The following is a 23,859-nucleotide window of genomic DNA, read 5'->3' as shown; positions in this document are numbered from 1 at the left end:
GTGTTTGTGGAGGCCCCGAAGGCCGAAGGCCCCATGACGAAGGCCGTGTTTTCCGTTGACTCCCTCCGCGCCCATGCCCTGACCCTGGGCTTCGACCTGTGCGGCATCGCGCCGGTCGCGCAGGTGGCGCGCCTCGACTACCTGAAGCAGTGGGTCGAGCGCGGATACGCGGGCGATCTGCACTACCTCACGCGCAGCGTCGCGGCGCGCATGGACCCGACGCGCGTGCTGCCCGGTGCGCGCGCGGCCATCGTCACCGGCACCATCTACAACACGAACGAGCCCCTCTCCATCGCGCGCGAGGCGCCCGGTGACGCACGGATCGCCCGCTATGCGTGGGGCGAGGACTATCACGAGGTCCTCGGTCGCCGGCAGCACCTTCTCATCGGCTGGTTGAAGGAGCACGCCGGAGCCCGGTTCGAGGCGGTGGGTTACGTCGACACCGGGCCAGTGCAGGAGAAGGCGCTCGCCGCGGCCGCCGGACTTGGCTGGGTCGGCAAGCACACGTGCCTGATCAACCAGGAGCTCGGGTCGTGGCTGTTCCTGACGGTCATCCTGACGACGCTCGACCTGCCGACCGGCACGCCCGTGCCGGATCGCTGCGGCACGTGCACGCGCTGCCTCGACGTGTGTCCCACGCAGGCCATCGTCGCGCCCTACGTCCTCGACGCGACGCGCTGCCTCTCGTACGTGTCGATCGAGTCGCACGAGGGCATCGCCGCCGCGCAGCGGGACTGGCTCGGATCGCAGGTGTACGGCTGCGACCTCTGCCAGGACGTGTGCCCGTGGAACAACGGCGCAGCGGTCACCGATGATCCGGTGTGGGTGGCTCGACCCCTGTGGCGACAGGCGACGCTGGCGCAGGTGTGGCGGGCCTCCGACGACGAGTTGCAGGCCAGCATCCGCCACAGCCCGATGTATCGGACGAAAGTGTGGAGGTTGCGCCGGAACTTCGCGCTGGCCATCGCCGCCACCGGCGATGCCGAGGCCAGGGCGGCGCTGCTCGAGCCGCGCGACCCGCAGGTGGATCCCTCCTTCGCGCACCCGGTCGTCATCGAGCACCTGGCGTGGGCGCGGGCGAGGATCAGGTGACGCCGGACGCCGAACGTCTGACGCCGAACGCCCGACGCCAGACTCCGACCGCCGGACGTAGGCGTCGACCTTGGTCGACGCAGAAGGGCTACGACTGGGGAGGTGCCCCGGGCCCGGGTGTGTATCATCGATCCATGAGCGCCCGGGAGTCCGCCAGCCTCGCGCCGACCCTCCTGCTGTCCATGCCGCAGATGCAGGACGAGAACTTCGATCGCACGGTCGTGCTGTTGTGCGATCACTCCGCTGATGGGGCATTCGGCCTCGTGCTGAATCGTCCGACGACGACGGCGGCTGCCGAGGCGGTGGCCTTCGACCCGCCGCTCTCGACCACGAGCGGGCCGCTGCTGTGGACCGGGGGGCCGGTCGAGCCGCAACGGGGATGGATCCTGCTCGGCGAGTCCATCGAGGAAGAGGCCGAGACCGAGGTCGCGCCCGGGCTGTACCTGTCGACCTCGGTCGAACTCCTCCGGCGCGTGATCCAGACGATGCCGTCTCGTGCCCGCGTGCTCACCGGGTACGCCGGGTGGGGCCCGGGGCAACTCGATCACGAGCTGGCGGCGTCGGCATGGCTCACCGTGGACGTCGACCCTGGGCTCATCTTCGACACGCCCGCCGACCAGATGTGGGACGCCGCGATCCGCCGTCTGGGCACGCAGCCCGGGAACCTGCAGGTGGGACAGGGGGTTCATTGACGTCTGACGTCTGACGTTTGACGGCCGAACTCGCCGCGCGCCGCCGTCGCACCCTGGTGAGACTGGACGTCGACTGCCGCGCCCACTGCCGACTGCCAACTGGCCGACTGCCGTCCCCATGGCCGTAGGCCGTCCGTGACCGGGTAAACTGGGCCCGCCATGGCTCAACCGTCAACCCCCACGGCGCCCACCGTGCAGTTCACCGTCAATGGCGAGGCCCGGAGCTTCTCCGGCGACCCCCAGACGCCGCTGCTCTGGGTGCTTCGCGACACCCTCAAGCTCACCGGCACCAAGTTCTCCTGCGGCATCGGCCTCTGCGGCGCGTGCACCGTCCACATGGACGGCCGGCCGATCCGGTCCTGCGCGACGCCCGTGTCGATGCTTGCCGGCAAGAAGATCGTCACCATCGAGGGGCTCGCCCCCGCTGGCGGCGAGCATCCGCTGCAGGCGGCCTGGAAGAAGCACCAGGTGCCGCAGTGCGGCTACTGCCAGAGCGGCCAGATCATGCAGGCCGCGGCGTTGCTCGCCTCGCGCCCCAACGCCACCGACGCGCAGATCGAGTCCTACATGGAAGGCATCCTGTGTCGCTGCGGCACGTACCAGCGCATCCGCGCGGCCATCAAGGAGGCCCAGGCGGCCGGGAGGCAGGCATGAACGCGACCCGCGTCTCGCGTCGGGCCTTCCTCGGCGGCGCTGCCGCCAGCGGCGCGTTCATCCTCGGCACCAGGCTCGTGCCGGTGTCGGTGTTCTCGGCCGACGTGGCCGCCCAGGCCGCGTGGGAGCCGGGCGTCTATCTCGCCATCCTGCCCGACGGACTCGTGCAGATCGTCGCGCACCGATCCGAGATGGGCACCGGCATCCGCACGTCGCTCCCGCTCGTCGTGGCCGACGAACTCGACGCCGACTGGTCGAAGGTGAAGGTCGTGCAGGCGATCGGCGACAAGAAGTACGGCTCGCAGAACACCGACGGGTCGTGCTCCATCCGCGACTTCCACGAGGCCATGCGCGTGGCGGGGGCGAGCGCGCGCACGATGCTCGAGCAGGCGGCCGCGAAGCAGTGGAACGTGCCCGTCGCGGAGGTGGCGGTACGCAGCCACGCCGTCGTGCACGAGAAGAGCGGCAAGTCGGCAGGTTTCGGCGAACTGGTGGCGACGGCGCGCACCCTGCCGGTGCCTGATGCGAAGTCGCTCCGCTTCAAGAAGCCGGAGGACTATCGCTACGTCGGCAAGCCGGTGCCCGTCGTCGACCTCGATCCGATCGTGAAGGGCACGGCGACCTACGGCATCGACGTCGAGCGGCCGGGGATGGTGTTTGCCACGATCGCGCGTCCGCCCGTGCTCGGCAGCACGCTGGCGGGCGTCGACGACGCGGCGGCGCGCGCGACCGCCGGCGTCAAGGACGTGGTGAAGCTCCCGCACGCCACGCCGCCCTATGGGTTCAAGGCGCTCGGCGGCGTCGCCGTTGTCGGCGACTCGACCTGGGCGGCCATCAAGGGCCGCGAGGCGCTGAAGGTGCATTGGGGCGCCAGTCCCAACAGCAGCTTCGACTCGGCGACGTTCAAGAAGAGCCTGATGGACGTCGTCAGGACGCCGGGCCGCGTCGTGCGCGATCAGGGTGACGCGGAGAAGGCGCTCGCCGGCGCAGCCAACGTGCACGAAGCGACGTACTACACGCCGATGCTGGCGCACGCCCCGATGGAGCCGCCGATGGCGGTGGCCGAGGTGAAGGACGGCAAGGCGGAGGTCTGGACCTGCACGCAGAATCCCCAGGCCGTGCAGGACACCGTGGCCGAGGCACTCGGCATCAAGGCCGAGGACGTCACCTGCCACGTGACGCTGCTCGGCGGCGGCTTCGGTCGCAAGTCCAAGCCTGACTACTGCGCCGAGGCCGCGCTGCTCGCCCGGCAGGTGGGCAAGCCGGTCAAGGTCGTGTGGACGCGCGAGGACGACCTGCAGTTCGACTACTTCCATGCGCCGGCCGCGATGTACATGAAGGCGGCGGTCGACGCCTCGGGCCTGCCGACCAGCCTGCTGGCGCGCACCGCGTTCCCGCCGATCGGCTCCACCTTCGACGAGAAGGAGCAGTACGGCGGCTTCCAGGTGGGCATGGGCTTCTCGGACATCCCGTACCGGATTGCCAACCTGCGCGTCGAGAACAACCCGTCGCCCTCGCCGGTGCGCATCGGGTGGATGCGCTCGGTGGCCCACATCCACCACGCGTTCGCCGTCCAGAGCTTCACCGACGAACTGGCCGCGGCGGCCAAGGCCGATCGGGTGCAGTACCTCCTGAAGCTGATCGGCGAGCCGCGTGTCATCGACCTGGCGGCCGAAGGGGTGAAGGGCGCCCGTCCGAACCCGAAGCACCCGTTCGACACGGCACGCCTGCGCCGCGTGATCGAGCTGGTGGCCGAGAAGTCGGGCTGGGCCAACAAGCCCGCCACCGCCGGGCGTGCCCTCGGCATCGCCGCGCACTACAGCTTCCTCAGCTACATCGCCACGGTGGTGGAGGTGGAGGTCAACGCGCGCGGACAGGTGAAGATCCCGACGGTGCACGTGGCCGTCGATCCGGGGCTCGTCATCAGCCCGGACCGCGTGAAGGCGCAGTTCGAGGGCGCGGCGGTGTTCGGCACCAGCATCGCGATGCTGAGCGAGATCACCGCCACGGGCGGCAGGATCGATCAGCAGAACATCTCGACCTACGTGCTGGCGCGGCAGGTCGAGGCGCCGCGCGAGACCCACGTCCACATCGTTCCCAGCACGGCGGCCCCCGCCGGTGTGGGCGAGCCTGGTGTGCCGCCGATGGCGCCGGCGATCGCCAATGCGATCTTTGCCGCCACCGGCAAGCGTCTGCGCGAGTTGCCGATCAGGCGGGTGTCCAACAGCTGACGACTCGTGGCTCGAGGCTCATGGCTCGCGGCTCAGAATGCACCCTGTCAGGATGCTCTCTGAGCCCTGAGCCCTGAGCCCTGAGCCTGTAGCCCTGAGCCCTGTCAGGATGCTCTCAGCGCCCTGAGTCCTGAGTCTTGAGCCTGTTCGAGTACAGCTTCTTCAACGCCTTCGACGCCACGCGCTCGTCGCGGCGGCGCTCGGCGGCGGCCTTGATGTCGGCCTCCTCGACGGGCTTGGCGAGCACCTCCTTGCGGAGGCGCTGGTAGTTCGCGAGGCGTTCCGCCGCGAGCCGGCCCTCGGCCACGGCGACTTTCACGGTGCAGTCCGGCTCCGTGTCGTGCGTGCAGTCGCGGAAGCGGCACCCTACGCCTAGCGTGGCGATGTCCTCGAACGCGTCGTCGAGGCCCGTCGACACGTCCCACAACTGCAGTTCGCGCATGCCCGGCGTGTCGATCAGCAGGCCACCACCCGGCAGCACCACCAGTTCGCGGTGCGTGGTCGTGTGACGGCCCTTGCTGTCGCTCTCGCGCACTTCAGCGGTGCGCTGCACGTCACGGCCGATGAGGCGGTTGATGAGCGTGGACTTGCCGACCCCGGAGGATCCGAGGAAGGCTGCGGTGCGCCCTGGTCCGATGTGCGCGCGGAGCTCGTCGACGCCGACGCCGGACCTGGCGCTCATCATCACGACGGGCACGTGCCCCGCGACCGGGCCGAGCGCGTGACGCACTTCGTCCTGATCGCGCGGCAGGTCGGCCTTGTTCAGGACAATCACGGGCGAGGCGCCCCCCTCCATCGCGGCCAGGAGGTAGCGCTCGATGCGACGGACGCTGAAGTCGTGGTCGAGGCCGCTCACGAGGAAGACCACGTCGACGTTGGCCGCGACCACCTGCGCTTCCGCGGCCGTGCCCGCTGCCTTGCGGACGAAGCGTCCGCGCCGTGGCAGCACGTCGACGATGCGGGCCATCTCCTCGGCGGCGCCGGCCGGCTTGAGGGCGACCCAGTCGCCTACCGCTGGAAACGCCTCCCGGCTGGCGAACTTGTGACGGATGCGGCCCGTGATGCGCGCGAGCAGGTCCTCACGCCCCGTGTGGACGCGGTAGATGTGCTGGCTTTCGACGACAACGCGGGCGGGGACGCGGCCATCGCCGTCGTGGTGATGCGCGGCCCACGCCTCGGCCCAGCGCGCATCCCAGCCGAGCACCTCGAGGGTCACCTCAGCGTCCATGTGGGTACAGCGTAACTCGTCGGGTGGCAACGCCCGACCCCCGACGCGCGGCGGGGCCGCCGGCGTCACGACGCACGCTTCGGCTGCTTGTCTTCCTTGCGCCTGGTCTCGGCCTGTTGCTTCTTCACCTTCTGCTGCTTGTCCTTCTCCTTGTCCTTCTTCCCACCCTTGTCGCCCATGCCCCTCTCCTTGTCGGCACGTAAGAGTGTCGGCACTGCATCTTACGCCTTCGCCATGCACGAGACGGCGGGCCTGCACTTAGAATCTCTGCGATGTCGCACCCGGACGAGCCAGCTCGGCAACGAGGGCAGGATGCCCTCGATGCGCTGTGGCCGGAGGTCTACCAGGACCTGCGGCGGCTGGCCGGGCACTATGTGCGCGGCGAGCGCGACGCGATCACCCTGCAGCCCACGGCGCTCGTGCACGAGGCCTACGTGCGGCTGCTGCGCGAGGCCAACACGTCCTGGGTCAACCGCGCCCACTTCTGCGCCATCGCCGCCAACGCGATGCGGCAGATCCTGGTCGAGCAGGCCCGGGCGCGGCACGCCCTCAAGCGCGGCGGCGACAGCATCCGCGTGACGCTCGTCGACGATGCAGCGGCCGCGCCCGGTGGCGATCCCGACGTCGAGGCTCTCGACGAGGCGCTGACCGCGCTCGCCGAGCTGGAGCCTCGACAGGCCCGGCTGGTCGAGTTGCGCTACTTCGGCGGCCTGACCATCGAGGAGGCTGCGGCCGAACTCGGCGTCGCGCCCGCGACGGCGAAGCGCGACTGGGCGCTCGCGCGGGCGTGGCTCCGTCGCCGCCTTTCCACGGGAGCCGGGACGTGACGCCGGAGCAGTGGGCGCGCGTCACCGCGCTCTTCGGCGAGGCTCGCGACCTGCCGGCCGACGAGCGCGCCGCCTTCCTCGATCGCGCCTGCGGCGACGACACGCTCGTCCGTCGCGAGGTGCTCGGCCTGCTCGAGGCCGACCGTGACGACGGGTTCCTCGAGGGCGGCGCAGCGGTGCAGCCGGTCGACCTGCTCGACGAGGCCGGCGGGCGCGAACTCGCGCCCGGCGAGACGCTGGGACCCTACGTCGTCGAGCGACTGCTGGCGCGCGGCGGGATGGGCGTGTTGTACGTGGCGCTCGACCCGCGACTCGGGCGCAAGGTCACGCTGAAGGTGCTGCCGGCCGCCACGGCGCGCGACCCGCAGGCGCGGGCGCGCCTGCAGCGTGAGGCACGCACGGCGGCGCAACTGCGCCATCCGCACATCGTCTCGGTGCACGCCCTCGAGGAGATCGGCAGCACCCCCGTGATCGTCGCCGAGTACGTCGAAGGGCAGACCCTGGCCGAGGTGCTGGCAAGCGAGGGACCGCTGCCGCGCGAGCGCTGGCACGACGTGGCCCGGGCGCTGGCGGAAGCGCTCGGAGCTGCGCATGCCGCGCAGGTCGTGCACCGCGACGTGAAGCCGGCCAACGTGGTGCTCGGCCGCGACGGGGTGCGGTTGATCGACTTCGGCATCGCCCTGGCGACGACCGCCGAGGGCGACACGCGACTCACGCACGTGGGGCACTTCACGGGGACGATGCTGGCGCAGGCGCCGGAGGTGCTCGACGGCGGGCAGCCGTCGGCGCTGTCGGACCAGTTCCAGTTCGGCCTCGTGCTCTACGAAGCGGCCAGCGGGCGGCACGCGTTCGGCGAGGGACCGGTGGCCGGCGTGTGGGCGCGCATGCTGCGCGACGAGCCCACGCCGTTGTCGGTCGTGGCGAGAGACCTCTGGCCCGACGACATCGCCATCGTCCATCGGTGCCTCTCTCGGCAGCCCGGCGATCGATTCGGGTCGATGGGCGAGGTGGCGCAGGCGCTCGCCGCAGCACGCGCCTCGGCGACCTCGCAGGCGATTGCACCGGTGGCCTCCGTGCCGGACGCAGTGCGGACCGCCGCCGCGCCGCCGTGGCACGACGTGCACCATGCGGTGACGGCCGCGCTCTACATCGGCCTGCTGTGGCCGGGGTCCTCGGTGGCCGGCGCGCTCCCGCCGCGCTGGCGGACGCCCGGCTACATGGCGCTGGTCACCCTGGCCTCCACCGCCACGTCACTGCGCCTGCACCTGTGGTTCAGCGTGAAGCACTACCCGCGTCCGGTCGCCCAGGCGCGGCAGCGGTTGTGGCCGTTGCTGACGACCCTCGACGTCGTCTACGCCAGCGTGCTCGCAGGACTGGCGCTGCATGCGGGCGAGACCCGCCTGGTGGCCGCCCTGGTCACCGCGGGCCTCGCGGTGTGCCTGCTGATGGCGTCGCTGGTGATCGAGCCCGCGACGAGACGTGCATCAGAAATTTGAAATTGGAGAATTCGAGATGCTCGTGGGGCGCGGCGAGGGGCCGAAGGCCCTCGCCCGTCTATGTCACATGTCAAATTCCAAATTGCCAGCATCACCGAACACGTCGCGGTAGCTGGCGTACATCGCGCCCCACATCGGCGGCATCAGCAGCACGATGCAGATGAGGGCGAAGAGGCTGGCACCGCCGATCGCGATGGCGAGCATCGGCGTCAGATCGCCGCCGCTCGTGCCGCGGGCGGCCGCCAACAGGATGGCGGCCAGCAACGGCAGCATCACCAGCAGGCCGACGCCGAGCAGCGACAGCGTGTAGATGGTGAACGCGCCGATGTTGCGCAGCGCGCCGCGCAAGCTGGCCTTCATCGCCTCGAGTGGGGCGATGTTGCGGAACACCACCAGCGCCGGCGCGAACCAGAGGGTCATCGACAGGAGGATCGAGGCCGCCATCACCAGCAGCAGGCCGACGCCGAACAGCACGGCCGACAGGCCGAGCGTGCCCAGGCCGGCCGACGAGCTCCCGGCACCACTGGCAGACACGGCCGCGACGGCCGAGGCCACGCTCGTGCCGACGACCACGGCGATGACCGGGATCATCACCACGATGGATCCGGCCAGGTAGAGCGCGCCGACGACCGCAAGCGGCTGCAGGCGCGGCGCCTCGAACCCGTTGAACAGGTAGCGCACCTCGAGCGGCCGGCCCAGCCGCTGCGCGTCGCACCCGAGCATCAGGCCGCCGATGAAGATCGGGATGGCGACGCTGAGCAACATCCCGACGAACGGGATGACCGAGAGCGCGACGATCATCATCGAGAACAGCAGCGTGATTCCGAGCCACGTCCCCGGCGCCATGGCGAACAGGTCGAGCCCCTCGCGCAGCCAGTCCAGGCCCCGCCTCGCCGCAACGACGCGCGGTTCCATCAGTCGCGGCCGGACGTCGCCGCCGCTCCGGCCGTCGTCGGCGCGCCGGCGCCGGTCTTCACGTAGGTGTCGAACCACTTCACCCACTGTTCGAGGCGGTGGCGGCGGTAGCTCGGTCGCGTGATGCCGTGGAACTGGCCGGGGTAGATCACCAGCCTGGTGGGCGTACCGATCGACTTGAGTGCCTGGTACATCTGCTCGCTGCCGATCGCCGGCACGTTGAAGTCCTTCTCGCCGGCCATGAACATCGTCGGCGTGCGGATCTGCTCGACCTTGAAGAACGGGTAGGAGACCTTCATCCAGCGCTCCATGTTCTTCCAGGGCTGGCCCATCTCGGTCTCGTACTGCACGATGTACTGGTCGGTGCCGTACATCGTGAGTTGCAGCGAGCTGCCGGCGCCGCTGACCGCGCCCTTGAAGCGCGGGTCGCTCGCGATGGTGTAGTTGGTCAGGATGCCGCCGTAGCTCCAGCCGCCGATGCCGAGACGGTTGGGGTCGGCGATGCCTTCCTTGATCGCCCAGTCCACGCCCGCCAGCAGGTCGGCGACTTCCTTGTTCCCCCAGTCGCCGTAGATGGCCGACTGGAAGGCCTGGCCGCGGCCGTGGCTGCCGCGGTAGTTCACCTGCAGCACCGCGTAGCCGTTGGCGGCGATCCACTCGCGGTCGAACATGAAGCCGTAGTTGTCCTGGCCGTTGGGGCCGCCGTGGATGTGCAGGACGAACGGCAGCTTGCTCGCCGTGGTCGTCCCCGGCGGCAGCGTCAGCAGCGCGCCGATGCGCACGCCTTCCTTGTTGGTGAACTCCACGGGCTTCAGCGTGCCCAGGGTGAGTTCCCTGGCCATCCAGTCGTTGTGCGTGGTCAGCTTGCGCAGCGTGCCGCCGTCGAGCGCGAAGATCTCGTCGGCCTGCGTCGGCGTGCTGACCACGAGGGCGACGTTGCCGTCGGCGCGGCTCTCGGCGAGGCTGCTCACGACCTGCTGCCCCCTGGTCACGCGCGTCACCGCGCCGCCAGCGGCAGGCACCGTCGCCACGTACCGCTCGCGATCGTCGGCGACGACGAAGGTGATGCGCGAGCCGTCCCGGGACCACACGGCGTCCCCGACGGGGCGGTCGAGCGTCGGCGTGAGGTTCACGGCCGGACCGCCGGCCACCGGCACGACCGCGATGTGGAACTGCTCATACGCGTCGTAGCGCGGGTCGCCGCCCTCCATGTAGAGGAGCTTCGACCCGTCCGGGCTGAACGCGAGGGGATCGGCGTGACGGGCCACCTTCGTGCTCACCTGCCGCGGCGTCGCCCCGGCCTTCGCCTCGACGACGTACACCTCGCGCACGCTGGACTTCTCGCGGGCGTCCGAGCGGGCGCTGAGGAACGCGACGTGACGGCCGTCAGGGGAGATCGCCGGGGCGGAGTCGTCCCAGGCGCCGCTGGTCAGCTGCGTGGTCGTCTTCGCGGCGACGTCGAACAGGTAGAGGTGCGTGCGCAACTTGCCGTCGACGTAGCCGACCATGTCGCGCTTGAACTTGAAGGTCTCGATCTCGATCGGCTTGGGGGCCTTGTCCGGCTTGTCCTCGCCCGCGGTGGGATCGACGTCGCGCGACACGAGCACGAGCGACCGCCCGTCCGGCGCCCAGACGTAGTCGGACACGCCGCCGGCGATGTCGGTGAGCTTCTGCGCTTCACCGCCGAGGCGGCTGAGCGTCCAGACCTGCGACTTCTTCTTCTCGTCCTGGCGAAGGAAGGAGATCCACTTGCCGTCGGGGCTCCACCGCGCCGACGACTCGGACTCGCCGGCCGACGTCAGGCGCACGGTCTCGGACCCGTCCCACTTCACCATCCAGATGTCGGTGTCGGACTTGTCCTTGGCGACGTCCACGGTGCTGACCGCGTAGGCGACCCACTGCCCGTCGGGCGACCGTTGCGGGTCGCGCACCGAGGCGATCCGGTCGACGTCGGCCAGGGTGATCCGGCGAGGCGTCGGGGTCGCCGCCGTGGTGGCAGGGGCAGGCGACTGGCCCAGGACGGGGGCGGCGACCAGCAGGGTGGCCGGCAGCACGAGTCGGCAGGCGAACGGCAAGCGCATCATCGGGAGGAGGTCCTTTCGGGCGAACCCGAGCATTGTCGCTCAATTCAGCGAGCGGGGCGCGGTCTCCGACCGCGCCGTTTGGCGGCCGAACGCGGCGAGGTGAGACACCGCGCCCTACCTCTTTGGGCAGGCCCGCCACGTCCCCCGCGATAGAATCGGCTGGTGCATTTCCGGCTGGATCCAGGCAGGATGGCGCTTCTCGGCGCCACGCTGGGGCTGCTGGCGCTCGCCGCTGACGCCGGTGCCCAGGCCCGCAGGCGGCCTGCGCCGGCCCCGGCCCCGGCCTCGCCGGGAGCCAGCGGGTTCTACACGACGACGCGCCCGGCGGCAGCCCTGCAGAACAAGCAGCTGGTGCTCGAGACGACGCAGGGCGCCATCGTCATCCAGCTCGATGCAGCGGCGGCGCCCAATCACGTCGGGTTCGTGCTCGATCAGGCCGAGGCCGGCGCCTACGACGGCACGGTGTTCCACCGCGCCGTGGCGATGGGCATCGTGCAGGGCGGCGACCCGATCTCGAAGGACCCGGCGAAGTCGGCGCTGTACGGCACCGGCGGCCTCAATCGCCTCAAGCGTGAGCCGAATGCGCGCAAGCACCTGCGCGGGGCGGTGTCGTCGGTGCTCGTGCCCAACAAGCCTGACAGCGCCGGCGCGCAGTTCTTCATCTGCCTCACAGACCAGCCCGGGCTGGATGGGCAGTTCGACGTCTTCGGCGAGGTGGTCGAGGGGCTCGAGGTTGCCGAGCAGATCTCGCAGTCGCCGCTCGACGCCAACGGCAAGCTGACCACGCGCATCGCGATCACGAAGGCGACGGTGCGCGACACGCCGCCGCCGACCGCCGCGCCGTTCGCCGAGACGCCCGTCGAGGAACTGGCGCAGTACCGCGCCACGATCTCCACGACGATGGGCGACATCGTCATCGGGTTCGCGCCCGACGCCGCGCCGGGTCACGTCCGCAACTTCCTGCGCCTCGCGCAACTCGGGGTCTACGACGGCACCGGCTTCCACCGCATCGTGCCGAAGTTCGCCATCCAGGCCGGCGACCTCTCGTCGCGGCCTGCGCCCCTGACGCAGGTGCAGCGCAGGCACGTCGGCACCGTGAAGGGCGAGTTCAACCCGCTCAAGCACGAGGCGGGCATCGTGAGCATGGCGCGGGGCGACGATCCCGACAGCGCCAGCACCTCGTTCTTCATCTGCACGGCAGCCTCGCCATCCCTCGACGGCAAGTACACGGCGTTCGGCCGCGTGCTCTCGGGGATGGACGTGGTCTCGGCCATCGAACAGGCGCCGCTCGACGGCGAGGCGCCGCGGACACGCATCGGGATCACGAAGGTGACGTTGACGAAGGGCCCGCAGTGAGCGACGCGAAGGACCAGGCCAAGAAGAAGAAGGTCGACTACGGCAACGCCTGGGAGGAGGCCAAGGGCCTGGTGTGGAAGGCCCGGGCCCGGCTGGGGCTCGGCCTGAGCCTCATGCTGGTCAACCGCCTCACGGGCCTGGTGCTGCCGGCGTCGACGAAGTTCCTCGTCGACGACGTGATCGGCAAGGGCCGGTCGGAGCTGCTGTGGCCGCTCGCCGGCGCCGTGGCGCTGTCGACGCTCGTCGAGGCGGTGACGTCGTTCTCGCTGTCGCAGATCCTCGGCGTGGCGGCGCAGGGCGCGATCACCGAGATGCGCCGGTCGGTGCAGGCCCACGTGGCGCGCCTGCCGGTGCGCTACTTCGACACGGTGCAGACCGGCGTGCTCATCTCGCGGGTGATGAACGACGCCGAGGGCATCCGCAACCTGGTGGGCACCGGGCTCGTGCAGCTCACGGGGGGCATCCTGTCGGCGCTGATCGGCCTCGGCGTGCTGTTCTGGCTGAACTGGCACCTCACGCTGGTGATGATCGTGGTGCTGGGCACCTTCGGCGGGATCATGGCCGTGGCCTTCAAGCGGCTGCGGCCGCTGTTCCGCGAGCGCGGGCAGATCAACGCCGAGGTGACCGGTCGGCTCTCGCAGTCGCTCGGCGGCATCCGCGTGGTCAAGGCCTACACCGCGGAGAAGCGCGAGGAGATCGTCTTCAGCAAGGGCGTGCATCGCCTGCTGCGCAACGTCGCGCAGTCGATGACCGGTGTGTCGGCGACCACCGCCATGGGCACGGTGATCATCGGCGTGACGGGCGTCATCATGATCACGATCGGCGGCCGGGCGATCGTCGCCGGCACCATGACGCTCGGCGACTTCGTGATGTACGTCTTCTTCACCGGCCTGGTCGCGGCCCCGCTGATCTCGATTGCCTCCATCGGCACGCAGCTCACCGAGGCGCTCGCCGGGCTCGACCGCATCCACGAGATCAAGAAGATGGCCACCGAGGACGCCGAGGACGAGGGTCGTCGCGACCTCACCGACGTGCGGGGCCGCGTCACGTTCGAGGACGTGTGGTTCGAGTACAACGAGGGCGTGCCGGTCATCAAGGGCGTGACGTTCGACGCGCCGGCCGGGTCGACCACCGCGCTCGTCGGCTCGAGCGGGTCGGGCAAGAGCACGCTGATCAGCCTCGTGATGGCCTTCAACCGGCCGACCCGCGGCCGCGTCCTCATCGACGGCCAGGACCTCGAGCAGGTGCGGCTCGCGAGTTACCGGTCGCAGCTCGGCATCGTGCTGCAGGAGAACTTCCTGTTCGACGGCACGATCGCCGACAACATCCGCTACGCCAACCCGCACGCGTCCATGGACGAGGTGATCACGGCCGCCAGGATCGCGTACTGCGACGAGTTCGTGGACGGCTTCGCGGAGGGCTACAGGACCGTGGTGGGGGAGCGGGGCGTGCGCCTGTCGGGCGGCCAGCGGCAGCGCGTGGCGATTGCCCGCGCCATCCTCGCCGACCCGCGCATCCTGATCCTCGACGAGGCGACGTCGAGCCTCGACAGCGAGAGCGAGGCCAAGATCCAGGAGGCACTGCGCACGCTGCGCAAGGGACGCACGACGTTCGTCATCGCGCACCGCCTCTCGACCATCCGCACCTCCGACCAGATCCTCGTGATCGAGGAAGGCCGCGTCGTCGAGCGCGGCACGCACAAGGAGCTGATGGCGCTCGACGGCCGCTACCGGCAGCTGCACGACCGGCAGTACGCGGTGGAACTCGATCGCTTCATCAACCCCGGCGAGGACTTCACGCCAGACCCGACGGAGGCCGCGAAGGCCGCCCCCGGTCCCGCCAGAGCGTGACGCGCGTCAGCGCGGCTCCGGTGGGAGCGGCCCCCGGCCGGGCAGGCCGACCGGCCAGCCCGGATTGACGAGCATGTCGCAGGCCTCGCGGGCCTCGAGGCACGCAGCATCGCTGGCCCAGTCGTAGTGCTGCATGGCCGGCAGGCGGAATCGGGCGAGGGCCAGCCCGAGCGCCAGCGCCACCGGGAGCCAGGCTCGCCGCATCCCCTCGCTGGCCAGCAGCAACGCGGCCCAGAGCCCACACACCCACGGGACGAACATGTAGCGTCCGGCGACCAGTTGGGTGGGTGGGACGGTCGCCAGGGTGACCGCGACGAGGCAGAGGCTGCCCACACTGCAGGCGACGACGGGCCATCGTCGACGGCCCACGCCGACGGCCATCGTCGCGACCAGCAACGACATCCCACCGGAGAGGACGCCGGCGCGAAGCGGACTCGCCGTGATCACCGACCACAGCTCCCCGACGCGGTCGGCCAGGCCGGTGGCGGCCGCAGTGCGTGGGTGGTGCGCGAGGGCGAGGGCGGTGACCGCTGCGGCTGCCGCGAATGTGGCGAGCAGGCCCCGGCTCCAGGCGTCGCGATGCCACCACGCACGCCAGGCGGCCACGGGAAGGAGCAGCAGCCCGAAGGGGCCGCTCAGGGCCATGACGGCGACCAGGCCGAGGCGACACAGCGCGGTCGTCGCGTGCAACGGAGCGGGCCCGGCGAGTTCCGCGACCAGCAGGAGCGCCCCGAACCACTGGCTGTTCGTGAGGGTGAGCCAGAGCTCGTCGGTGAAAGGCGCCAGGACGACGACGCCGACGGCTGCGGCCCGGGCCAGATGGGCCGAGGGGGGCCACAGCCGGAGTGCCGCGTGCAGCGCCAGCACGGTCGCGACCAGTCCCGCCAGGGCGTACCAGGCAGGCAACAGGCGAATCGGGATCCGGGTGCCGGCCCAGGCGAACGAGCGGGAGTACGCATGCCAGTAGCCGTTGTACGGATGCCACAGGCTGTCGGTGCCGAGGTGCTCGGCCTCCAGGTAGAAGATGGAGGCGTCTTCGGCCCAGAACTGCGGGTACAGGACCTTGTCCGGCTGCCGCAGGCCGATGACGGCTGCGACCACGATCAGGAGCAGGAGGAACCGGAGCAGCGGGGCGGGAACACGCATGGGCGGGCGGAGCCGACCGCCACATGCTAATGGAACACGACACGCGTGTCCCCGGTCGTCACGCGGGCGTGCCCTCGTCGAAGGGGAGGCGACCCTCGTGCGCGACGAAGGCGGCCGATGGATCCACGAGGTTGTGCGCGCTGACGCCGAGCAGGCGGACCGGTCGCACGCCGGCCTCGGTGCGCTCGAGCAGCGCATGGGCGTGGGTGACGAGCGTCGGCGTGTCGCTCAGGCCGCCAGGCACGCTCTGGCTCCGCGTGACGGTGGTGAAGTCGTCGTAGCGCACCTTCAGGGTGACGGTGCGGGCGCGCAGGTGCTTGCGCGTCAGCCAGTCGCCGCAGATGCCCGCCAGGTGCGCGAGGTGGGCGCGCATCAGCGCGACGTCGCGCAGGTCCTCGTGGTAGGTGCGCTCGGCGCCGTGCGACTTGGCGGCGCGATCGGGCACGACGCGCCGATCGTCGCGTCCCCACGCGAGCGCGGTGAGCCAGCCGGCCTGCGAGCCGACCGCCGCGTGGAGCGTGGCCGGGGGCGCGGCGCGCACGTCCACCAGCTTCTCGATGCCGTGCGCACGCAGCCGGCCGGCGGTGACCGGGCCGACGCCCCACAGCGCGTCGATCGGCAACTGCTGCAGGAACGCTTCCATGCGCTCCGGCGCGATGACCGTGAGCCCGTCGGGCTTGCGCCAGCCCGAGGCGATCTTGGCCAGGAACTTGTTCGGCGCCACGCCGGCCGACGCCGTGAGTCCCGTCTCTTCCTTGATGGCGTCCTTGAGCCGCCGGGCGACGTCGACGCCCAGCGCCTCGCCCCACGCGTTCTCGGTGACGTCGAGGTACGCCTCGTCCAGCGAGAGCGGCTCCACCAGCGGCGTCACCGACCGGAACAGCGCGAACACCTGTTGCGACACCGCTCGGTACCTGGCGAAGTCGGTGGGGACGACCACGAGGTCGGGGCAGAGACGCACCGCGCGCGACATCGGGATGGCCGAGCGCACGCCGAACTTCCGTGCCTCGTACGACGCCGCGCACACCACCGCGCGGCTCTCCGGCCGGCCGCCCACCGCAACCGGTCTGCCACGCAACTCCGGACGGTCCCGCTGCTCGACCGACGCATAGAACGCGTCCATGTCGATGTGCAGGATCCGGCGCACGTCGGCGGGGCGGGAGAACATATGGCGAAGACAGGATAACGCTTAACGTTTGACGTTTGACGTTTAGGGCGGAAGGCTCGGCGCTTGACGCCGGATCGGCCGCCGCGACGACTGGGGCTCCGTCGCTGGTGCAGCTGCCGGCCTTGTCCGGCAGGCAGCGGCGAGGCGCCGGGCAGACCGATCGTGGCGGGTAGGGCGGCGTGTTTCCGCCGGCGTTCGTCAGTGCCCCGATGACGGCGCGGTGCGGACACCGCGTCCTGCCTGTGTCACCCGGTGCCCGGTTCCCGGGTACAGTGATCCCATGCCCACGCTTTCCGGGTTCACCCACGAGTTCGTGCCGGCCGAGGGCGGCGCGACGACCACGCTGGTGATGCTGCACGGCACGGGCGGCGACGAACGCGACCTGCTGCCGCTCGGCAAGGCGCTCCACCCGACCGCGGCGTTGCTCAGCCCGCGTGGGCGGGTCCTCGAGGGTGCGTTGCCGCGTTTCTTCCGGCGGTTCGGTGAGGGGCGGTTCGACCTCGACGACCTGCGGGTGCGGGCCGGCGAACTCGCCGCGTTCCTCGACGAGGCGGCGGCCCATTACGGCGTGGATCGCCAGCGCATGGTGGCGGTCGGCTACTCCAACGGCGCCAACATCGCCCACGCGACCATGCTGCTGCATCCCGACAGCTTCGCGGGAGCGGCCTTGCTGCACGCGCAGTTCGCGCTGGCGCCCGAGCCGCTCCCGTCGTTGGCCGGGCGTGCCGTCTTCCTGGCCGCAGGTCAAGCCGATCCCATCGTGCCGATCGGCGAGGCGCGCAAGCTCGCCGACCTGCTCACCGCCGCGGGTGCCACCGTGACCCCGTTCTGGTCGTCAGGTGGCCACAACCTGACGCGCGACGACGTGTCGCGCGCCCAGGCGTGGCTGAACTCCTCCGGGTTTGCTTCGTAAGGTGTGGGTACATGGATCCTGAACGCCTCATCGGCGAGCTGGTCGGCGGGTTCCTGGGGGGCAAGACGAAGCGCCGGCGCGGTGGCTTCGACCTGTCGTCCCTGGCGGGCGGTGTGCTTGGTGGCGGACGCCGGTCGAGCGGCGGCCTGGTCAACGCCGGCACGCTGCTCACCGTCGGCGGCCTGATCTGGGGCGCCATCGAGACGATGCAGCAGGGCAGTGGCAGCGCGCCGGTACAGGGCGGGTACGCTGGCGGCCAGGCGCCTCCGCCCGTGCCCGGCGGCGGCACGCCGTCGGCCGTGCCGCAGGGCGTGATGGGCGCGCCTGGGTCCGTGCCCGTCCCGCCACCGTTGCCGCCGATTCCTGGCGCGACACCGCCGCCGGTGCCGGTGCCGGACGTACCGGTCCCGGCGCAACTGCTGCCGCTCGTGCAACTCGCCGTGAGCGCGGCGCGCGCCGACGGCGATCTCTCGGAGGAAGAGCGCACGACCATTCGTGCGCACGCGTCGCGCCTGGGCGCCGCGGCACTGGTCGACGCGGAACTCGCCGCGCGCCGGCCGCTCGACGCGATCACGCCGGCGTTCACGACGCCGGAGCAGAAGCTGGCGGCCTACGCGCTGGCGTGGGCCGTCGTGCACGGGGAAGGCGACGTCTCGCCGGGCGAGCGCATGTACCTCACGCAGCTGCAGCGACTGCTGCGCCTCGACCACGCCGACGTCGACCGCATCGAGCACGAGACGCTGGCCGGCGGCCAGCAGTAGGATCGGTCCCGACACATGTGAACGGCGCGCTCGCTCGCCCTGAGCGAAGTCCCGGGGGAGAGCGCGCCCTGCACAGCCCCAGTCCGATCCGCATCCCCGATTCCCGATTCCCGACTCCCGACTCCCGACTCCCGACCATGTGGTACTACGCCCAGAACAGCCAACCCGTCGGCCCCATCTCGCTCGATGACCTCGCCAGCCGCATCAGGTCCGGCCAGGTCACGCCAGACACGCTCGTCTTCACCACCGGCATGACGCAGTGGCAGGCGGCCCGGGACACGCCGCAACTGAGCGTGTTCTTCTCGGCGGCCGCCGCGCCGCCGGCGCCGATGCCCATCGCGGCCCCGCCGCCGATCGGCCAGAAGGCCTTCGAGCTCACCTACCGCATCGTCGGCGAGGACGTGCAGTTCGTGGAGGTCGAGCTCGATCCGGGCGAAGCCGCCGTGGCCGAGGCCGGGGGGTTGATGTACATGACGTCGGGCGTCCAGATGGACACGGTGTTCGGCGACGGCAGCCAACAGCAGTCGGGCGGCATCATGGGCGCGCTCATGGGCGCCGGTAAGCGTCTGCTGACCGGAGAGAGCCTGTTCACGACGGTCTTCTCCAACCCCACCTCGTCGCTGCAGAAGGTGGCGTTCGCGGCGCCCTATCCCGGGCGCATCCTGCCGATGGACCTCAAGTCGCTCGGGGGTGAGCTGATCTGCCAGAAGGACAGCTTCCTCGCTGCGGCCAAGGGCATCTCGATTGGCATCGCGTTCCAGAAGAAGATCGGCGTCGGCCTGTTCGGCGGCGAGGGCTTCATCATGCAGCGCCTGACGGGTGACGGCCTGGCCTTCGTGCACGCCGGCGGGATGATCGAGTCGTTCGACCTCAAGGCCGGCGAGACGCTGCGCGTCGACACCGGCTGCCTCGTGGCGCTGACGCCGTCGGTGCAGTACGACGTGCAGTTCGTCGGCAAGGTGAAGACCGCCTTCTTCGGCGGGGAAGGGCTCTTCTTCGCGGTCGTGACCGGCCCGGGGCGCGTCTGGCTGCAGTCGCTGCCGCTCAGCCGCATGGCCGACCGCATCATGAAGGCCGCGCCGGGCCTGGCGCGCGGCGGCAAGGAAGAAGGCTCGGTCCTCGGCGGTCTCGGCAATCTTCTGGACGGCGACAACTAGCTTGGTACACTGTCCCGCGGCCTGGCCCCCTGTGGCCGGGTCGCGGGGCAGCCCGATACACGGGCTCTCGCTCGCCACACTCACTGGAAAAGGTTCGCTCGTCCCACCTGCATGGCACCTCAGTACATCTACACGATGAAGGGGCTGACCAAGGTCTATCCCCCGGACCAGGTCGTGCTCAAGGACATCTGGCTGTCGTTCCTGCCCGGCGCCAAGATCGGCGTCCTCGGCTACAACGGCGCTGGCAAGTCGACGCTGCTGCGGATCATGGCCGGCGTCGAGAAGGAATTCTCGGGCGAGGCCTTCCTCGCGCAGGGCTGCACGGTCGGCTACCTGCCGCAGGAGCCGCAGCTGGACGCGTCCAAGACGGTGCTCGGCAACGTCGAGGAAGGCGTGCAGGCGATCAAGGATCTCCTCGCGCGCTTCGACGAGCTCTCGGCCAACTACTCGGACGAGACCGCCGACGAGTTCGCCGCCATCCAGGACAAGATCGACGCGGTCGACGCCTGGAACCTCGACAGCAAGCTCGAACTCGCGATGGACGCGCTGCGCCTGCCGCCGCCGGACGCCGACGTGACGACGTTGTCGGGTGGCGAGAAGCGTCGCGTCGCCCTCTGCCGACTGCTGCTGCAGTCGCCCGACCTGCTGCTCCTCGACGAGCCGACCAACCACCTCGACGCCGAGTCGGTGGCGTGGCTCGAGACGTTCCTCAAGGAATACAAGGGCACGGTCGTCGCGATCACGCACGATCGCTACTTCCTCGACAACGTGGCGGGCTGGATCCTCGAGCTCGATCGCGGCCAGGGCATTCCCTGGGAGGGCAACTACTCCAGCTGGCTCGACCAGAAGCAGCAGCGCCTCGCGCAGGAAGCCAAGGCCGAATCACGGCGCCAGCGATCGCTGCAGCGTGAGCTGGACTGGATCCGGATGTCGCCGCGGGCCCGCCAGGCCAAGGGCAAGGCCCGCCTCAACGCGTACGAGGACCTGCTGGCGCAGGACACCAAGGAGAAGCTCGACTCGGTCGAGATCTACATCGCGCCCGGCCCGCGCCTCGGCGACATCGTTGTCGAAGCGCGCGACCTCAAGAAGTCGTTCGGCGAGAACCTGCTCTTCGAGAACCTCACGTTCACGCTGCCGCGCGGCGGCATCGTCGGCGTGATCGGGCCCAATGGCGCCGGCAAGACGACCCTGTTCCGGATGATCACCGGCGTCGAGCAACCCGACGCCGGCACGCTGCGCCTCGGCGAGACCGTGCAGCTCGGGTACGTCGACCAGTCACGCGACGCGCTCAAGGGCGATCGCACCGTGTGGGAGGAGATCTCGGGCGGTCACGACGAGATCACCCTCGGCAAGCGCACCGTCGCCTCGCGCGCCTACGTGTCGTGGTTCAACTTCAAGGGGCGCGACCAGCAGAAGCTGGTGGGCCAGTTGTCGGGCGGCGAGCGCAACCGGGTGCACATGGCCAAGCTGCTGCGCAGCGGCGCCAACCTGCTGCTGCTCGACGAGCCGACCAACGACCTCGACGTCGACACCCTGCGCGCGCTCGAGGAAGCGCTGCTCGACTTCGCCGGCTGCGCCGTGGTCATCAGCCACGACCGCTGGTTCCTCGATCGCATCGCCACCCACATCCTCGCCTTCGAGGGCGACAGCACGGTGGTGTGGTTCGAGGGCAATTATCAGGACTACGAAGCCGACCGGCACCGCCGCCTCGGCACCGCGGCCGACACGCCACACCGGGTCAAGTACCGCAAGCTCACCAGGTAGGGCTCCGCACACAGGCAGGGCGCGGTCTCCGACCGCGCCGTTCGCGAAAGACACACCATGACGACCACCCCGGCTGCCGCGTCGGCCGTGTTCACGCCGATCCTCGATCGGATCGCCCAGGAATTGTCCGTCGCGCCCCGGCAGGTGACTGCCGCGGTGGCGCTGCTCGACGAGGGCTCCACGGTGCCCTTCATCGCGCGTTACCGCAAGGAGGCCACCGGCGGGCTCGACGACACCCAACTGCGCACGCTGGAGGAACGCCTGCGCTACCTGCGCGAGCTCGAGGAGCGCCGCACCGCCATCCTCGCCTCGCTGGTCGAGCAGCAGAAGCTGACGCCCGAGCTCGAGGACGCGATTCGCAGCGCCGACTCGAAGACGCGCCTCGAGGACCTCTACGCGCCGCACCGGCCGAAGAAGCGCTCGAAGGCGCAGATCGCCCGTGAGCAGGGACTCGAGCCGCTGGCCGACGCGCTGCTCGCCGACCCGACGCTGGTGCCCGATCAGGCTGCCGCGGAGTACGTCAACGAGGCCACCGGAGTGGCCGACGTCGCGGCGGCGCTCGACGGCGCGCGCGCGATTCTCATCGAGCGCTTCAGCGAGGCGCCGGAGCTGGTGGGCGGCCTGCGCACCTACGTCTGGGAGCAGGGCACGCTCAAGTCGGTCGTCGTCGAGGGGCAGGAGGAGAAGGGCGCGAAGTTCCGCGACTACTTCGACGCCAGCGAGCCGGTGGCCAAGCTGCCCTCGCACCGCGTGCTCGCGCTGCTGCGCGGCCGCAAGGAGGGCGTGCTGAAGCTCTCGATCACGCTGCCCGACGATGGCAGCGGCAGCGGGCTGAGCGAGCCGGAACGCCGGATGGCGGCGTTCTCCGGCGTGCAGCACCAGGGCCGTCCCGCCGACGACTTCCTGCGCACCGCGGTGTCGCTGGCGTGGAAGGCGCGCCTGCAGCCCAAACTCGAGAACGACGTCGAGACGAAGCTGCGGGAGATGGCCGAGGAAGAAGCCATCCGCGTGTTCGGCAGCAACCTGCGCGACTTGTTGCTGGCCGCGCCGGCCGGGACGCGCGTGACGATGGGCCTCGATCCGGGCATCCGCACCGGCGTGAAGGTGGCCGTGGTGGGCAACACGGGGGCGGTCGTCGCGACGACGACGATCTACCCGCACGAGCCGCGCAAGGATTGGGACGGGTCGATCGCCGCGCTGGCCGCCCTGTGCGTGTCGCACAAGGTGGAGCTGATCGCGATCGGCAACGGCACGGCATCGCGCGAGACCGAGAAGCTGGTCGCCGACCTGATGGAGAAGTTCCCCGAGCTCAAGCTGACGCGGATCGTCGTGTCGGAGGCCGGCGCGTCGGTCTACTCGGCGTCGGAGCTCGCCTCGAAGGAACTGCCCGAACTCGACGTCACGCTGCGTGGCGCGGTGTCGATCGCGCGCCGCCTGCAGGATCCGCTCGCCGAGCTCGTGAAGATCGAGCCGCGATCGATCGGCGTCGGCCAGTACCAGCACGACGTCAGCCAGCCGGCGCTGGCCCGGCAGCTCGACGGCGTGGTGGAGGACTGCGTGAACGCGGTCGGCGCCGACGTGAACACCGCGTCACCGGCGTTGCTGTCGCGCATCTCCGGCCTCAACTCCCGGCTCGCGGCGCAGATCGTCGACTACCGGACGCAGCACGGCCCCTTCACGCGCCGCAGCGACCTGCGGTCGGTGCCGCGCCTCGGCGACAAGACCTTCGAGCAGGCCGCCGGCTTCCTGCGGATCCCGAACGGCCCCGACCCGCTCGACGCGTCGGCGGTGCACCCGGAGGCGTACGAGGTGGTCCAGCGCATCGCGCAGGTGACCGGCCGCGACCTGCCGACGCTCATCGGCGACAGCGCCTTCCTGCGCACGCTGGATCCGGCGCGCTTTGCCGACGACCGCTTCGGCACCCCGACGGTGCGCGACATCCTCGCCGAGCTCGAGAAGCCGGGCCGCGACCCGCGCCCCGAGTTCCGCCAGGCGAAGTTCAAGGAGTCGGTGCACCAGCTCTCGGACCTCGAGCCGGGCATGGTGCTCGAAGGCGTGGTCACCAACGTGGCCAACTTCGGCGCGTTCGTCGACATCGGCGTCCATCAGGACGGCCTGGTCCACGTGTCGCAACTGGCCGACCGCTTCGTGAAGGACCCGCGCGACGTCGTCAAGGCGGGCCAGATCGTCAGCGTGACGGTGCTCGAGGTGGACATCCCGCGCAAGCGCATCGCGCTCACGATGCGCAAGGCGGAGCGGCCGGCGCCGCGTGCCCCGCAGGCGCGCGAGGCGCGCCAGGGCGGCAACGGACAGGGGCCGCGTGGCCAGCGTCCACCGCAGGGCGGCCGTCCGCCGCAGGACCGCCAGGAGCGTCAGGACCGACGCCCGCAGGCGCCCGCGCCGTCGTCAGGCGGCACGGCGATGTCGGCGGCCTTCCAGAAGCTGCTGGGAAAGTAGGAGCGGGTGAGGCTGCGCGACCGGAAATGCCGGGCATGCCGCGGCATGCGCGGCTCTCCGACATTCCG

At 70.5% G+C, this 23,859-nt stretch carries 18 protein-coding genes; 13 read left to right on the top strand and 5 right to left on the bottom strand.

The window, feature by feature from the left end; translation table 11 throughout:
* Positions 1-33 precede the first annotated feature (33 nt).
* The 4 genes from queG (at position 34) to TBR22_RS17595 (ending at position 4,669) form a co-directional block, all read left to right on the top strand.
* Positions 34-1,092 carry a tRNA epoxyqueuosine(34) reductase QueG gene (gene queG / locus TBR22_RS17610; protein ID WP_239489157.1) on the top strand — a complete coding sequence of 353 codons (1,059 nt, stop codon included), beginning with the start codon at positions 34-36 and terminating at the stop codon, positions 1,090-1,092.
* 134 nt (positions 1,093-1,226) lie between these two features.
* On the top strand, positions 1,227-1,784 hold the full coding sequence (locus TBR22_RS17605; protein WP_239489156.1) for a YqgE/AlgH family protein: 558 nt from the start codon (positions 1,227-1,229) through the stop codon (positions 1,782-1,784).
* Between the two features lie 159 nt (positions 1,785-1,943).
* On the top strand, positions 1,944-2,438 hold the full coding sequence (locus TBR22_RS17600; RefSeq protein WP_239489155.1) for a (2Fe-2S)-binding protein: 495 nt from the start codon (positions 1,944-1,946) through the stop codon (positions 2,436-2,438).
* A complete protein-coding gene (locus TBR22_RS17595) occupies positions 2,435-4,669 on the top strand; it encodes a molybdopterin cofactor-binding domain-containing protein (RefSeq protein WP_239489154.1) in 2,235 nt (744 codons plus the stop codon). Before TBR22_RS17600 ends, TBR22_RS17595 begins: the two co-directional genes overlap by 4 nt.
* A gap of 115 nt (positions 4,670-4,784) precedes the next feature.
* Here the strand turns inward: TBR22_RS17595 and rsgA are convergent, their stop codons facing one another.
* Positions 4,785-5,897, bottom strand: coding sequence for a ribosome small subunit-dependent GTPase A (rsgA, locus tag TBR22_RS17590; protein ID WP_239489153.1), 1,113 nt, complete (start codon positions 5,895-5,897; stop codon positions 4,785-4,787).
* A gap of 272 nt (positions 5,898-6,169) precedes the next feature.
* Here rsgA and TBR22_RS17585 point away from each other — a divergent pair, with 272 nt between their 5' ends.
* Positions 6,170-6,724, top strand: coding sequence for a sigma-70 family RNA polymerase sigma factor (locus TBR22_RS17585; RefSeq protein WP_239489152.1), 555 nt, complete (start codon positions 6,170-6,172; stop codon positions 6,722-6,724).
* Entirely contained in the window at positions 6,721-8,220 is a 1,500-nt protein-coding gene (locus TBR22_RS17580) for a serine/threonine-protein kinase (RefSeq protein WP_239489151.1), read from the top strand. Before TBR22_RS17585 ends, TBR22_RS17580 begins: the two co-directional genes overlap by 4 nt.
* Before the next feature lie 63 nt (positions 8,221-8,283).
* Here the strand turns inward: TBR22_RS17580 and TBR22_RS17575 are convergent, their stop codons facing one another.
* A complete protein-coding gene (locus TBR22_RS17575; protein WP_239489150.1) occupies positions 8,284-9,135 on the bottom strand; it encodes a BPSS1780 family membrane protein in 852 nt (283 codons plus the stop codon).
* On the bottom strand, positions 9,135-11,219 hold the full coding sequence (locus TBR22_RS17570) for a S9 family peptidase (protein ID WP_239489149.1): 2,085 nt from the start codon (positions 11,217-11,219) through the stop codon (positions 9,135-9,137). Before TBR22_RS17570 ends, TBR22_RS17575 begins: the two co-directional genes overlap by 1 nt.
* 162 nt (positions 11,220-11,381) lie before the next feature.
* On the opposite strand from TBR22_RS17570, the gene TBR22_RS17565 reads away from it, so the two are divergent.
* Both TBR22_RS17565 and TBR22_RS17560 read left to right on the top strand, forming a co-directional pair.
* Positions 11,382-12,575 (top strand): peptidylprolyl isomerase, encoded by a 1,194-nt coding sequence (locus tag TBR22_RS17565; protein ID WP_239489148.1) that lies wholly within the window; start codon positions 11,382-11,384, stop codon positions 12,573-12,575.
* Positions 12,572-14,425, top strand: a complete 1,854-nt coding sequence (locus tag TBR22_RS17560) for an ABC transporter ATP-binding protein (protein ID WP_239489147.1) — start codon at positions 12,572-12,574, stop codon at positions 14,423-14,425. The genes TBR22_RS17565 and TBR22_RS17560 overlap by 4 nt, the downstream gene beginning before the upstream one ends.
* 6 nt (positions 14,426-14,431) lie before the next feature.
* Here the strand turns inward: TBR22_RS17560 and TBR22_RS17555 are convergent, their stop codons facing one another.
* Both TBR22_RS17555 and dinB read right to left on the bottom strand, forming a co-directional pair.
* On the bottom strand, positions 14,432-15,571 hold the full coding sequence (locus TBR22_RS17555; RefSeq protein ID WP_239489146.1) for a hypothetical protein: 1,140 nt from the start codon (positions 15,569-15,571) through the stop codon (positions 14,432-14,434).
* A 58-nt stretch (positions 15,572-15,629) separates the two neighbouring features.
* Positions 15,630-16,739 carry a DNA polymerase IV gene (dinB, locus tag TBR22_RS17550; RefSeq protein WP_239489145.1) on the bottom strand — a complete coding sequence of 370 codons (1,110 nt, stop codon included), beginning with the start codon at positions 16,737-16,739 and terminating at the stop codon, positions 15,630-15,632.
* A 280-nt stretch (positions 16,740-17,019) separates the two neighbouring features.
* Here dinB and TBR22_RS17545 point away from each other — a divergent pair, with 280 nt between their 5' ends.
* The 5 genes from TBR22_RS17545 (at position 17,020) to TBR22_RS17525 (ending at position 23,791) form a co-directional block, all read left to right on the top strand.
* On the top strand, positions 17,020-17,652 hold the full coding sequence (locus tag TBR22_RS17545) for an alpha/beta hydrolase (RefSeq protein WP_239489144.1): 633 nt from the start codon (positions 17,020-17,022) through the stop codon (positions 17,650-17,652).
* An 11-nt stretch (positions 17,653-17,663) separates the two neighbouring features.
* Entirely contained in the window at positions 17,664-18,413 is a 750-nt protein-coding gene (locus TBR22_RS17540) for a DUF533 domain-containing protein (RefSeq protein WP_239489143.1), read from the top strand.
* A gap of 137 nt (positions 18,414-18,550) precedes the next feature.
* Entirely contained in the window at positions 18,551-19,570 is a 1,020-nt protein-coding gene (locus tag TBR22_RS17535; RefSeq protein WP_239489142.1) for a TIGR00266 family protein, read from the top strand.
* Positions 19,571-19,681: 111 nt separating this feature from the next.
* A complete protein-coding gene (gene ettA, locus TBR22_RS17530) occupies positions 19,682-21,334 on the top strand; it encodes an energy-dependent translational throttle protein EttA (protein WP_239489141.1) in 1,653 nt (550 codons plus the stop codon).
* Positions 21,335-21,391: 57 nt separating this feature from the next.
* Positions 21,392-23,791, top strand: a complete 2,400-nt coding sequence (locus TBR22_RS17525) for a Tex family protein (protein ID WP_305068736.1) — start codon at positions 21,392-21,394, stop codon at positions 23,789-23,791.
* Positions 23,792-23,859 lie beyond the last annotated feature (68 nt).

Source organism: Luteitalea sp. TBR-22, from assembly GCF_016865485.1.
In the GTDB taxonomy this organism is placed as follows: domain Bacteria; phylum Acidobacteriota; class Vicinamibacteria; order Vicinamibacterales; family Vicinamibacteraceae; genus Luteitalea.
Note: the sequence above shows the minus strand (reverse complement) of the source record. Positions and strands in the feature narration are given on the sequence as shown.

What these genes read in the sequence shown, in the direction of transcription:
- queG (WP_239489157.1), top strand. Translation starts at nt 34, where the DNA reads ATGACGAAGGCCGTGTTTTCCGTTGACTCCCTCCGCGCCCATGCCCTG.
- TBR22_RS17605 (WP_239489156.1), top strand. Translation starts at nt 1,227, where the DNA reads ATGAGCGCCCGGGAGTCCGCCAGCCTCGCGCCGACCCTCCTGCTGTCC.
- TBR22_RS17600 (WP_239489155.1), top strand. Translation starts at nt 1,944, where the DNA reads ATGGCTCAACCGTCAACCCCCACGGCGCCCACCGTGCAGTTCACCGTC.
- TBR22_RS17595 (WP_239489154.1), top strand. Translation starts at nt 2,435, where the DNA reads ATGAACGCGACCCGCGTCTCGCGTCGGGCCTTCCTCGGCGGCGCTGCC.
- rsgA (WP_239489153.1), bottom strand. Translation starts at nt 5,897, where the DNA reads ATGGACGCTGAGGTGACCCTCGAGGTGCTCGGCTGGGATGCGCGCTGG.
- TBR22_RS17585 (WP_239489152.1), top strand. Translation starts at nt 6,170, where the DNA reads ATGTCGCACCCGGACGAGCCAGCTCGGCAACGAGGGCAGGATGCCCTC.
- TBR22_RS17575 (WP_239489150.1), bottom strand. Translation starts at nt 9,135, where the DNA reads ATGGAACCGCGCGTCGTTGCGGCGAGGCGGGGCCTGGACTGGCTGCGC.
- TBR22_RS17570 (WP_239489149.1), bottom strand. Translation starts at nt 11,219, where the DNA reads ATGATGCGCTTGCCGTTCGCCTGCCGACTCGTGCTGCCGGCCACCCTG.
- TBR22_RS17555 (WP_239489146.1), bottom strand. Translation starts at nt 15,571, where the DNA reads ATGCGTGTTCCCGCCCCGCTGCTCCGGTTCCTCCTGCTCCTGATCGTG.
- dinB (WP_239489145.1), bottom strand. Translation starts at nt 16,739, where the DNA reads ATGTTCTCCCGCCCCGCCGACGTGCGCCGGATCCTGCACATCGACATG.
- TBR22_RS17545 (WP_239489144.1), top strand. Translation starts at nt 17,020, where the DNA reads ATGCCCACGCTTTCCGGGTTCACCCACGAGTTCGTGCCGGCCGAGGGC.
- TBR22_RS17540 (WP_239489143.1), top strand. Translation starts at nt 17,664, where the DNA reads ATGGATCCTGAACGCCTCATCGGCGAGCTGGTCGGCGGGTTCCTGGGG.
- TBR22_RS17535 (WP_239489142.1), top strand. Translation starts at nt 18,551, where the DNA reads ATGTGGTACTACGCCCAGAACAGCCAACCCGTCGGCCCCATCTCGCTC.
- ettA (WP_239489141.1), top strand. Translation starts at nt 19,682, where the DNA reads ATGGCACCTCAGTACATCTACACGATGAAGGGGCTGACCAAGGTCTAT.
- TBR22_RS17525 (WP_305068736.1), top strand. Translation starts at nt 21,392, where the DNA reads ATGACGACCACCCCGGCTGCCGCGTCGGCCGTGTTCACGCCGATCCTC.